Annotated in this window: 2 protein-coding genes; both read left to right on the forward strand. The window is 70.4% G+C overall.

The window, feature by feature from the left end:
* Positions 1-56: 56 nt before the first annotated feature.
* Positions 57-5,909 carry a non-ribosomal peptide synthetase gene (locus tag QX204_RS01980; RefSeq protein ID WP_301904912.1) on the forward strand — a complete coding sequence of 1,951 codons (5,853 nt, stop codon included), beginning with the start codon at positions 57-59 and terminating at the stop codon, positions 5,907-5,909.
* Positions 5,910-6,050: 141 nt separating this feature from the next.
* A complete protein-coding gene (locus QX204_RS01985; RefSeq protein WP_301904913.1) occupies positions 6,051-13,559 on the forward strand; it encodes a non-ribosomal peptide synthetase in 7,509 nt (2,502 codons plus the stop codon).
* The last annotated feature ends 57 nt before the right edge of the window (positions 13,560-13,616 follow it).

Below are 13,616 nucleotides of genomic sequence, written 5' to 3' on the forward strand. Positions count from 1 at the left end.
CGGGCGGGAGCTGGTGCGAGACAACAAGTTTCGGTGATGGGTGAGGTGGAACAGCTATGACACGACCGGCAAGAACCCGACCGGTACGTACACGTCGCCCACGCGTCACCGCGTTGGCGCAGCTGCTGGCCACCGCCGTCGAGACCAACCCCGACGGTCTCGCGGTGGTCCTCGCCGACGCCACCCGCACCATCGGCAGCCTCACCTACGCCGAACTCGATGAGCGTTCCAATCGCATCGCCCGCCTGCTGATCGACCGCGGCATCGGCGCGGGCGACCTGGTGGCCATCGGAATCCCGCGCTCGGTCGAGTCCGTGCTCGCCGTCTGGGCCGTCACCAAAACCGGCGCGGGATTCGTCCCCGTCGACCCGAACTACCCGCCGGACCGGGTGGCTCACATGGTCACCGACTCGGGTGCCGTCTTCGGTTTGACCGTCGCCGCGGTCGCCGACCGGCTCCCCACCGAGGTGCGGTGGCTGCCGCTCGACGGTCACCAGCCGGGTGGGCCTGTCGGCGGCGACGAGCCCTTCTTCGACAACATCTCCGGTGCGGCGATCACCGCCGCCGACCGGCTGCGTCCGGTGCGGGCCGAGGACCTCGCCTACCTCATCTACACCTCCGGCTCCACCGGCCTGCCCAAGGGCGTCGCGGTGACCCAGGCCGGACTCGCCGGATTCAGCGCGGAACAGCGACGTCACTACGGTGTCGAATCCGGCTCGCGCACTTTGCACTTCGCCTCACCGTCGTTCGATGCCTCGCTGCTCGAACTGCTGCTGGCGATCGGGGCAGGCGCCACGATGGTGATCGTCGACCCGAGTGTCTACGGCGGCGACGATCTGGCCGCCCTGCTGCGGCGCGAGCGGGTGAGCCATGTGTTCATCACCCCGGCCGCGCTGGCCTCGATCGATCCGGACGGGCTCGACGATTTCCGGGTGGTGGCGGTCGGTGGTGAGTCCGTGCCGCCGGATCTGCTGCGGCGCTGGGCGATACCGCTGGCCGACGGCACCCTGCGCGAGTTCCACAATGTGTACGGGCCCACCGAGACGACCATCGTCACCAACATCAGTGTGCCGCTGAAGCCGGGTGATCCGATGACCATCGGCGGCCCGCTCAACGGCGTGGCCGAATATGTTCTCGACGACCGGCTCGGTCCCGTTCCGCCCGGCGTCACCGGTGAGCTCTACATCACCGGCGCCCAGCTGACCCGCGGCTACCACGCCCGCCCCGGACTCACCTCTTCGCGCTATGTCGCTAATCCGTTCGACCCGGCCGGTTCTCGCCTCTACCGCACCGGCGATCTGGTCCGCTGGACCGCCGACGGCGCGCTGGACTATGTGGGCCGCAACGACTTCCAGGTGAAGATCCGCGGCTTCCGGATCGAACTCGGCGAGATCGACGCGGTGCTCTCGGCGCACGAGAGCCTCGACTTCGCCGCCACGATCGGCCACGAACTCGACAGCGGCGCAACCATTCTGGTGTCCTATGTGCACGCCGCGCCGGGCGCCGCCGTCGATACCGCCGCCCTCACCGCCTTCGCCGAGCGCAGTCTGCCCGCGCACATGGTGCCGACCGTGCTGATGGAACTCGACACCATTCCGCTCACCCCGGTCGGCAAACTCGACCGGAAGGCGCTGCCCGCACCGATCCTCGAGCACGCCGAATTCCGCGCACCCACCACGCCGGTGGAGCAGATCGTGGCGGGCACCTTCGCTCAGGTGCTCGACCTCGGCGACACCCAGCTCGGCCTCGACGACGACTTCTTCGCCCTCGGCGGCAACTCGCTGATGGCCACCCAGGTGGCCGCCCGCCTGGGCGCCGCGCTGGACACCGACTTCCCGGTCCGACTGCTGTTCGAGGCGTCGACGGTGGAAACGCTGGCACGCCGACTCGCCGAATCCGCCGGTGGGGGCGCCCGTCCCGCGCTGGCGGCGGGGGAGCGGCCCGCGCGGATTCCGCTGTCGCTGGCTCAGCAGCGGATGTGGTTCCTCAATCAGTTCGACCCCAGCTCGGTCGCCTACAACATCCCGATGGCGGTGCGGCTGCACGGCGCCATCGAGGTGGAGGCGCTGCGCGCCGCCGTGGCCGACCTCGTCGCCCGGCACGAAACCCTGCGCACGATCTACCCCGAGACCGACGACGGGCCGATCCAGCAGATCCTCGCCGAGACCGAGGCGACGCCCCGGCTCGAGGTGCGCTCGATCGCGCCCGATCAGCTAACCGCCGCCATGCACGAGTTCGGTTCGTCCGGGTTCGATGTGCGCGCCCAGGTGCCGTTGCGGGTCGCGCTGTTCGAGCTCGACGCCGACGCGTCGGTGCTGGCGGTGGTGGTGCACCACATCGCCGGTGACGGCTCTTCGCTCGCGCCGCTGACCAGGGACCTCATGCTGGCCTACGCGGCGCGTTCGGCCGGTAACGCGCCGGAGTGGGCGCCGCTGACGGTGCAGTACGCCGATTACGCGCTGTGGCAGCGGGACCTGCTCGGCAGCGAGGACGACCCGCGGTCGCTGGCCTCGGCTCAGCTCGCCTACTGGCGCGCGGCGCTGGCCGGGCTGCCCGACCAGCTCGACCTGCCCGCCGACCGGCCGCGTCCGGCCGTGCAGACCTTCGCCGGCGGTCGTGTGCCGATCGAGGTCGACGCCGAAACCCACCGCGCTCTGCTGGCTTTGGCGCGTAAGCAGGGTGCGACCCTGTTCATGGTCGTGCACACCGCCCTCGCGGTGACCCTGGCCAGGCTGGCGGGCACCGACGATCTGGCGGTCGGGACTCCCGTCGCCGGCCGTGGCGAGGCCGCGCTCGACGACCTGATCGGTATGTTCGTCAACACCCTGGTCTTCCGCACCACCCTCACCCGCGGCGAGTCGTTCACCGAACTCCTCGCCCGCCAACGAGACAGCGACCTCCAGGTGTTCGCGAACGCGGACCTCCCGTTCGAGCGCCTCGTCGAGGCGATCAACCCCGCCCGCTCCACGGCCCGCCATCCGCTGTTCCAGGTGGGCCTGTCCTTCCAGAACCTCAGCCGCACCGGCCTCGAACTCGGCGAGACCGCGGTCGAGGGCGTCGACGTGGACCTCGCGGTCTCCCAGTTCGATCTGCACGCCATCGTCGCCGACGCCTACGACAGCGACGGCGTCGCGCAGGGGATCAGTGGCGTATTCACCTATGCCACAGACCTGTTCGACGCGTCGACCGCTCAGACCTACGCCGACCGTTTCGCGCGAGTGCTCGCCGCGATCGCCGCCGCGCCCGAGCGTCCCGTAGACGAGCTCGAACTGCTCTCCGAGGTCGAGCGGGAACGAATCCTGCACGACTGGAACGCAACCGACCACCCGTGCCCGTCCGCGACGCTGGCCTCGCTGTTCGCCGAAACCGCAGCAGCCGACCCTGATGGCGTGGCGCTCGTCGATGCCGACGGCGCGCAGCTCACCTACCGTGAATTCGCCGCGCGGGTGAATCAGCTTGCGCGACATCTGATCACGCGAGGTGTGGGGGTCGAGGACCGCGTGGCGCTGGCGATCCGGCGCTCCACCGACCTGGTCGTCGCGATGTACGCGGTGACGCAGACCGGCGCGGCGTACGTCCCCGTCGACCCGGATCAGCCCGCCGACCGCGTCGCTCACGTCCTCGAGACGGCCGCGCCCGCCTGTGTATTGACCACCACGCGTGACGGATTCGCGGCTGTGTCGGCGCCGGTGATCGCTATCGACACGGTCGACACTTCCGCGGTCTCGACCGCGCCGATTCCGGCGAGCGAGCGCATCGGCGTGCTGCGTCCGGAGAACACGGCCTACCTCATCTTCACCTCCGGGTCGACCGGCAAGCCGAAGGGCGTGGCGGTCTCGCACGGCGCGGTCGTCAATCAGTTGCTGTGGAAGACAGCCGCTTTCGGCCTGGGTCGCGACGACTCGGTGCTGTTGAAGACCGCCGCTACGTTCGACCTCTCGGTCTGGGAGTTCTGGTCGGCCGCGGTCTGTGGAGGCCGCCTGGTGATCACCGCCGCCGAGGGCCACCGCGACCCCGCCTATCTGCTGCGTGTCCTGGCCACGCACTCGGTGACGACCCTGCACGTGGTGCCCTCGATGCTCGACGCGTTGCTCACCGAATCCGCCGGCGACCTACCGCGTTCACTGCGTCGCGTCCTCGCCATCGGCGAGGCCCTGCCCGCCGCTACCGCCCAGCGTTTCCTGGCGACGACCTCGGCCGCACTGCACAACCTGTACGGCCCCACCGAAGCCGCGGTGTCCATCACCGACCACCGCGTCACCACCGCCGATCGCGCCACGGTCCCGATCGGCCGACCGGTGTGGAACAGCGGCGTCTACGTCCTCGACGCCCGGCTGCGCCCGGTCCCGGTCGGTGTCGCGGGCGAGCTGTACCTCGCCGGCGCGCAGCTCGCTCGCGGCTACCACGCCCGCCCCGACCTCACCGCCGACCGCTTCGTCGCCGACCCCTTCGCCGGACCCGGCGGCGCGCGGATGTACCGCACCGGTGACCTCGTGGCCTGGACGGCTGACGGCGAGCTCGACTACCGCGGCCGCACCGACTTCCAGGTGAAGATCCGTGGATTCCGCATCGAGCTAGGCGAGATCGAAGCCGCCCTGCTCGTCGCGCCGCGGATCGCCAATGCGGCGGTCGTCGCGTCGACGGATCCGCGACTCGGCGACCGGCTCGTCGCCTACGTCGTCCCCGCGTCCGGAACCTCGCTCACCGCCACGGAAGCCAAAGCCGCCGTAGCGCAGGTGCTCCCGTCCTACATGGTTCCCGCCGCCTTCGTCGTCCTCGACCACCTCCCGCTGAACGCCAACGGCAAACTCGACAGAGCCGCGCTCCCGGCGCCGGTACTCGAACCGCGCCGCTATCGCGCACCGGAGACCGATCACGAGATCGCCGTAGCCGCCGTCTTCACCGAGGTGCTCGGCGCGCGAACGCCCGGCCTCGACGACGACTTCTTCGCCCTCGGCGGCAACTCGCTGCTGGCCACCCGCGTCGTGCACCACCTGCGCGAACACACCGGCGTCGAACTCACCGTCGCGGCGTTCTTCGCCGACCCGACCGTCGCCGGTCTCGCCGCGAGAATCAGCGACGGCCCGGCCGACGCCGCCGACCTCGAAGCCGCACTCTCGGTCGTGCTCCCGATCGCGCGCCGCGGCACCCGCCCGCCGCTGATCTGCGTGCACCCGGTCTCCGGTCTGGCATGGGCCTACGCGAGCCTGGTGCCGTATCTGCCCGACGATCAGCCCGTGGTCGGCATCCAGTCACCCGCGCTGAGCGATCCGCAATTCCGGCCCACATCGGCCGAAGAACTGGTCGATCGCTACCTGGCCGAAATCCGTGGCGTCCAACCGCACGGCCCTTACCAGCTGCTCGGCTGGTCGCTCGGCGGCGTGCTCGCACAGGCCGTCGCGACCCGTTTACAGGCCGAGGGTGAAACGGTGGCATCGCTGACGATGCTCGACAGCCTCCCCGGCGCCGCACTCGCCGATTTCGATACCGAATTGCGGCACGGGCTCGTCGAACTCGGCATTCCCGAGCATCAGCTACCCGACCGGCTCACCGAGCTGGGCGAGGAGGCGCTCGCAGCGCTGCACGACGCGCTGGCGGGCGACGCGCCGATCTCGCGGGCGCAATTCGTCGGCATGTACCGCGGCGCACTGCGCTCGGTGGCGTTGCTCACCGAACTCGAACACACCGAATTCGAGGGCGATCTCACCTATTTCACCGCCGTGCAGACCCCCCAAAAGCTGGGGGACGGCGCCTCGCGATGGCGGCCTTACGTCAGCGGGATCATTGCTGACCACCCGGTTCAGGCCACTCACCAGCAGATGCTCTCGACTGTGGCGGTAGCCACGTTCGCACCGGCAATTGCCCAGGTCGTAGTGGGTGGACGCGGATCCGTCGATACGTGTCCGTAACGGGCTCGATGGGCATTACGATTCCATTACGATAGAGTTGGTGTGTCGTGGCGCACACCTCGGCGACGGTCGGCAGCGGCTATGTAGGTGTGGCTATGCTGTGTCCGACTCGGCCGCCGGACGCGAGAGGTGTATTGGTCTGTGGAAACCCCCCGCCGCACGGGCCGTGCCGGTCGCCGACGTGCTACCGGCGTTCCGTTGTTCGGTCAGCTGCTCACGGCCGCCGTCGAGTCCGCGGCCGATTCGATCGCGCTGCGCTACAACCCCACCGGGATGCCCGGTGCGGAACTCGAACTCACCTATCGTGAGCTCGACGAGCGATCCTCGCGCCTGGCCCGTGAACTCATCGCCCGTGGCATGGGCGCGGGCGATGTCGTCGCGATCGCCATCGCCCGATCGATCGAATCCGTGCTCGCCGTGTGGGCCATCGCCAAGACCGGTGCGGCGTACGTGCCGGTCGACCCGGCCTACCCGGCCGACCGGATCGCCCACATCGTGGCCGACTCCGGCGCGACCATCGGCCTGACCACCGCGGCCCATCGCTCCTGCCTCGGCACCACCGCGTACTGGATCGAACTCGACGACCCGGTGGTCGCCGAACGCATCGCCGTGCGGCCCGCGCACGCGGTGAGCTACGCCGACCGGGTCCGCCCGATCGACGAACGTCACCCTGCCTACGTCATCTACACCTCCGGCTCCACCGGCAAGCCCAAGGGCGTCGTGGTGACCCATGCCGGCCTGGCCACGCTGGTAGCCGCCGAGCGCGAACACTTCGGCGTGGAACCGGATTCGCGCGTGCTGCATGTTTGCTCGCCGAACTTCGACGTGTCGGTGCTCGAGCTGCTGCTGCCCTTCGGCGTCGGTGCCACGCTGGTGATCTCGCCGCCGCGGGTGTTCGGCGGTTTCGAACTGTCGGACCTGCTGCGCCGCGAGCGCATCACCCACCTGCTGATCACCCCGGGCGCGCTCGAGTCCGTCGATCCGGCCGGGCTGCCGGATCTGGCGACCGTGATCGTCGCGGGCGACCGGTTCGGTCCCGAGCTCGTCGGCCGCTGGGCGACCGGTGGGCGTACGTTCTACAACGGCTACGGGCCCACCGAGGCCACGATCCTGGCCACCAGCACCGCGCCGCTGCGGGCGCACGCGCCGATCACCATCGGCACCGCGGTGCCGGGCATGGGTCTGTACGTGCTCGACGCGCGGTTGCGACCGGTGCCCGCCGGGGTGGTCGGCGAGCTGTACCTGTCCGGTCCCGCGCTGGCACAGGGGTATCTGGGCAGGCCGGGGCTCACCGCCGAACGTTTCGTCGCCTCGCCGTTCGGGCCGGGCAGGCTGTACCGCACCGGCGATCTGGTCCGCCGCTACGAACACGACGGCACGCTGGAATACCTGGGCCGCACCGATTTCCAGGTGAAGGTGCGTGGCTTCCGGATCGAGCTGGGCGAGATCGACAACGCGCTCACCGCGCACCCCGATCTCGACTACGCGGTGACGCTGGGCAAGACGATGCCGTCGGGCGCGACGGCGCTGGTCGCCTATGTGCTGCCGCGCGTCGGCCACACGGTCGATACCGGGGCGCTGGCGGAGTTCCTCGCGGAAACGTTGCCCGCGTACATGATTCCGTCGGTGATCATGGTGCTCGCCGCGGTGCCGCTGACCCCGGTCGGCAAGCTCGATCGCGCCGCGCTGCCGACGCCGGTGTTCGCCGCGCGCGGCTTCCGCGCGCCCGCCACCCCGGCCGAACAGGTGGTGGCCGATGTGTTCGCCGCGCTGTTGCTGCGCGACGGCGCGGGCCGGGTCGGCGCCGACGACGACTTCTTCGAACTGGGTGGCGACTCGCTGCTCGCCGCCCAGGCGGTAGCCCGCATCGGCGCCGCGCTGGATGTGCGGGTGCCGGTCCAGGCGGTCTTCGAGGCGCCGACCGTCGCCGGTCTGGCCAATCGCGCCGAGCAGCAACGACTGTCGGCGCACGCGCTGCCGTTGACGCCGCGTCCGCGCCCCGAACTGATCCCGCTGTCCTACGCCCAGCAGCGGATGTGGTTCCTCAACCGCTTCGACCCCGCGTCGGCGGTGGACAACATCCCGGTCGCGGTCCGGCTCTCCGGTCGCCTCGACCTGCCCGCCCTGCGCGCCGCGATCGCCGACCTGGTCGCCCGCCACGAAGTTCTTCGCACGGTCTATCCGGTGTCCGGCGGTGTCGGTTCCGAGGGCTACGGCGCGGTGCTCGACGGCGAGGGCCACCAGCTGGTGCTGGCGGCGGGCGATCCGGCCGCGATGCCCGAGTTCGACGTGGTCGAGGTGGCCGAGGACGAGCTCACCGAGGCGATCGGCGCCGCGGCGCTGACCGGCTTCGACGTCACGGCCGGTCCGCCGGTGCGGGTTCGGGTGCTGGCGATCTCGGACAGCGAGCACGTCGTCGTGTGCGTGGTGCACCACATCGCCGCCGACGGATTCTCCTTCGCGCCGCTGACCAGGGATCTGCTCACCGCCTACGCCGAACGGCGCGGTGGCGGCGCGCCACAGTGGCCGCCGCTGCCGGTGCAGTACGTCGACTACACGCTGTGGCAGCGCGAACTGCTCGGCGTCGAGAACGACCCGAGTTCGCTGCTCGCCGCGCAACTGGCCTTCTGGCGAAAGACCCTGTCCGGTCTGCCCGAACAGCTCGAACTGCCCACCGACCGCCCGCGTCCGGTTGTCTCGAGCCGGGCGGGCGGCTCGCTGAGCATTCAGGTGCCCGCCTCGGTCCACGCCGGCCTGTCCGCGCTGGCCCGCGAGCACAACGCCACGCTGTTCATGGTCGTGCACACCGCGCTGGCCATGCTGCTGGCCCGGCTCTCCGGCACCCGCGACATCGCGATCGGCACCCCGGTCGCCGGCCGCGGTGAGCAGGCACTCGACGAGCTGATCGGCATGTTCGTCAACACCCTTGTCCTGCGCACCGAGGTGAATCCGGCGGCGAACTTCGCCGAGTTGCTCACCGAGGTCCGATCCCGCGATCTCGCGGCCTTCGGACATGCCGACGTGCCGTTCGAGCGGCTCGTCGAGCTGTTGGAGCCGGTGCGTTCGACCGCGCGGCACCCGCTGTTCCAGGTGATGCTGACCTTCCAGAACCTGGCCCGCTCCGACCTCGCACTGCCCGGCCTCGCTGTGTCCGCCGCCGATTTCGCGGTGCCGCTGGCGAAGTTCGACCTGCAGGTGGAACTCGCCGAACACATCGGCATCGACGGCGCGGCGCAGGGCATGGCGGCCACATTCGTCTACGCCACAGATCTCTTCGACCGCGCCACGGTCGCCGACTTCGCCGACCGCTGGACGCGGGTCCTCGCCGCGGTGGTGGCCGATCCGGCCAAGCCCGTGGGCGATATCGACGTGCTCGCACCGGGTGAGCGTGAACTCGTGCTGCGCGAGGGTAATTCGCCCGGGATCGCGGTTCCCGAGGTGACCCTCGCCGACCTGATCATCGCCCAGGCGCGACAGCGGCCCGAGGCGATCGCGATCAGGGCGGGGGAGCGGTCCATCACGTTCGCCGATCTCCTCGGCCGGGCGTCGGCGCTGGCGCGCGCGCTCATCGCGCAGGGCGCGGGCCCGGAAACCCTGGTGGCCGTTGCCGTCCCGCGCACCGAGGAGCTCCCGGTCGCGTTGCTCGCGGTGCTGTTGTCGGGCGCGGGCTATCTGCCGATCGACTCCGGATACCCGGCGCAGCGCCTCGGCTACATCATCGCCGACGCGAAACCCGCTGTTCTGCTGTCGAGTTCGGCGGAGCACGAACTGCTCGCGCCCCTCGCGAATCTGCCCGTGGTGTTGCTCGACGAGCAACCCGCGTACTCCGACGCACCCCTGCATCCCGGCGAACGCCGCGCGGCGCTGTTCCCCGATCACCTGGCGTACGTCATCTACACCTCGGGTTCCACCGGCCTGCCCAAGGGCGTCGGCGTGACCCATCGCAATGTGCTCGAGCTGTTCGCCAACACCCAGCTGCTGTTCGCCTTCGACGAGGACGACGTGTGGACGGTGTTCCACTCCTTCGCCTTCGACTTCTCGATCTGGGAACTGTGGTGCGCGCTGGCAGGCGGCTCGTCGGTCGTCGTCGTCGACCACCTGACCTCCCGGTCGCCGATCGAATTCCGCGAGCTGCTGGCCAGAGAACACGTGACGGTGCTGAGCCAGACCCCCACGGCCTTCGCGCAACTCGACGAAGCAGATCGCGCCGCACAGGCCGCGGGCGCCACACCGCTGCCACTGCGCTATGTGGTCTTCGGCGGCGAGGCCCTCGACCCCCGCAAGCTCAACCGCTGGTACGACCGGTACGGCAACGGCCATGGCGCACCCGAACTCGTCAACATGTACGGCATCACCGAGACTACGGTCCATGTCTCGCACCAGGTCCTGACCTCGCGGACGGCGGAGATCGTGGCCGACCGGGCAGACGTCGGGGGAGCGGACGCGGCGGTGGAGCGGCGCGAGGATGCCGCCGAACTGCCCGGCAGCCTCATCGGCCGCGCACTGCCGGGGCTGTCGGTGGTGGTCCTCGACGACCGGCTGCGCCCGGTGCCCTTCGGCGTCGCGGGTGAGCTCTACATCGCGGGCAACCAACTCTCGCGCGGTTACCTCGGCAAGCCGGGCCTCACCGCCACCCGCTTCGTCGCCGATCCGTTCGGCGAACCCGGTGCGCGCCGCTATCGCTCCGGTGATCTCGGCCGCTGGATCGGTTTCCGCGGCACCCCCACCCTCGAATACGGCGGCCGCGGCGACCAACAGGTCCAGTTGCGTGGTTTCCGCATCGAACCGGGTGAGATCGAGGCCGCCCTGCTCCGGGTTCCCGGCGTCGGTCAGTCCGCGGTCATCGTGCGCGCCGACGAGCACGCCGGTGACCGCCTGATCGCCTATGTCGTCCCGGCGACAGATGTCGTCGAGCCCGATGTCGCGGGTCCGAAGAGCCCGGTCGGAGCACGCTTCGAACGTGGCGGTGCGGGCTTCGCCGACGACGACTCCGGGCCTCGCGTGGCCACGGCACTCGACCCGGTGCGGGTGCGCGCCGCCGTCGCCGACTTCCTCACCGGCTACATGGTTCCCGACGCGGTCGTGGTGGTCCCCGAACTGCCGATGACCACCAACGGCAAGCTCGACCGGGCGGCCCTGCCCGCGCCGGAGTTCACCGCCGCCACCACCTTCCGGCCGCCGACCACTCCCATCGAACTCAGCGTCGCCGAGGTCTTCGCCGCCCTGCTCGGCGTGCCCGAGATCGGCCTCGACGACAACTTCTTCGACCGTGGCGGCAACTCGCTGCTCGCCACCAGGGCCATCGCCCGCATCGACCAGGCGCTCAGCACCGACCTGGTGGTACGTGACCTGTTCGAGGCGCCGACCGTGGGCTCGCTCGCCGCGCGCGTGCGCCCGGGCTCGGTGACCGCGCCACGACCGCCGCTGATCCCGGCGCAGGATCGAGGCGTCATTCCGCTCTCGCCCGCGCAGCAGCGGATGTGGTTGCTCAACCGCATCGATCCCGACTCGCCGGCGTACAACATCCCGCTGGTCCTGCGGCTGCGCGGCGCGCTCGACACCTCGGCCCTGCGCTACGCCGTCGCCGATGTGCTCGAACGGCACGAGGCGCTGCGTACCCGTTTCCCGGCCGACGACGCCGAAGCTGTTCCGTACCAGGAGATCCTGCCCGTGAGCGCGGTGTTGCCCACCGGCCTCGCGCTGGAGGAGTGCGACGATCCGCGCGAACGGGTGATCCGCTTGCTCTCCGGTGGTTTCGACGTCGCCGAGCGAGTTCCCCTGCGCGCCGGACTGTTCACGGCCCGCGCCGACGATCCGCTCGCGGAGGAGGAATATGTGCTCGCCGTGGTGGTGCAGCACATCATCGCCGACGGCGCCTCCCTGGCTCCGCTGGCGCGCGACCTCGTGATCGCCTACCGGGCCCGCGTCGAAGGCCGCTCGCCCGCCTGGGCGCCACTGCCCGTGCAGTACGCCGACTACGCGCTGTGGCAGCGCGAGGTGCTCGGCGCGGAATCCGACGAGAATTCCACCGCCGCGCGGCAGCTGGAATTCTGGCGGCACACCCTGTCCGGACATCTCGGCACGGTGGAACTCCCGCACGACCATCCCCGCCCCTCGCACGCCTCGCTGCGCGGCGCCGACGTGAGCATCACGCTGCCCGCCGACGTGCATGTCGGCCTCGCCGAGATCGCCCGCAGGCACAACGCCTCGCTGTTCATGGTGGTGCACGCGGCACTGGCGGTATTGCTCGCGCGGATCTCGGGCAGCACCGATATCGCGATCGGCACCCCGATCGCCGGGCGCGGCGAGCCCGAACTCGACGATCTGGTCGGCATGTTCGTCAACACCTTGACCCTGCGCACCGAAGTGGACCCGCGCCGAGGATTCGACGAATTGGTCAGCGCCGCACGCGAAGTCGGCCTCGCCGCGTTCGCCAACGCCGACCTGCCGTTCGAGCGAGTCGTCGAGGAGGTGGCCCCGACCGGCACCGTGTCGCACAACCCGCTGTTCCAGGTGGTGCTCTCGTTCCACAACAACGAGACACCCGTGCTGCGCCTGCCCGGGCTCACCATCGAGGCGATGGACCTCGCGGCCCGGCCCGCCAAGTTCGACCTCCAGGTCAATGTCGAACCGCGCCTGTCGGCGACCGGCGAACCCGACGAGATCGGCGTCGTCTTCACCTACGCCACCGACCTTTTCGACGAGCACACCGTCGCGGCCTTCGCGCGCGGGCTCACCGAGATCGTCACCGCGGTAGCCGCCGATCCCACGGTGCGAGTCGGCGATATCGACCTGCGTGATGCCAGAGAACGTGAACGCGAACTGACCGCCGCGGCCTATGCGCCCCCGCCGTCGGCCAACGGCGCCGCGCTGGCGCAGGAACTGGCCTCGGCGGTGGAGGAGGACCCGGACGCGCCCGCTCTCGATTTGGGTGGATCCGAGATCGCCTATGCCGAATTCGACGCCCGTTCTTCGCAATTGGCTCGCTCGCTGATCGCCCGCGGCGCCGGGCCCGGCACCGGAGTCGCGGTGCGACTCGACCGCGGGGTCGATGCGGCGATCGCGACCTGGGCGGTACTCAAGGCCGGCGCCGCGGTGGTGCCGCTGATGACGATGAACGCGCGCCTGCCGGGCAGCCTCGAGGTGAAGCTCGGCCTGACCATCGACATTCTCGACGCACCCGACGGCCTGGACTGGTACGACCTCGCCGACCCGGCACTGCGCGCCGAACTGGCCGCGGAATCGCCGCGCCCGATCGGCTACGCCCATCGCACCCGCGCGCTGCGCGGCGACGACGTGGCGTTCGTCGGCGGTGGCCGCACGCTGAGCTACGACGAGTTGGCGACCGCGGCCGAGCAGGTGGCCGAGCGCACCGGGCTCAACTTCGAATCGCGCACGCGAGCGGCGGGCCGACCGGATTCGGTGGCGGGCGTGCTCGAGATCGTCGCGGCCGCGATCGCGGGTGCGACGCTGGTGATGGGGGCAGACCAGGGGGGTGCGGACGAGGTGAGCCACGTGTTCACCGAGGCCGCGGTGGCCGTTGCCGAGCCCGGCGACGGGACCGGTGCGACGATTGTCGCGCTCAGTGAGATGATCGGCAACGCCGGGCAGCCGCACGAGCGGCGCACGGTAGTCGGGATGGATGGATAGGTGGAACGAACACTGGCTGGTCCGCGCGCGGTGCGGATGAGTGGCAGTGCGCGTCGA

Source organism: Nocardia sp. PE-7 (assembly GCF_030486425.1).
GTDB classification, from domain to species: Bacteria; Actinomycetota; Actinomycetes; order Mycobacteriales; family Mycobacteriaceae; genus Nocardia; species Nocardia salmonicida_A.

What these genes read in the sequence shown, in the direction of transcription:
- QX204_RS01980 (WP_301904912.1), top strand. Translation starts at nt 57, where the DNA reads ATGACACGACCGGCAAGAACCCGACCGGTACGTACACGTCGCCCACGC.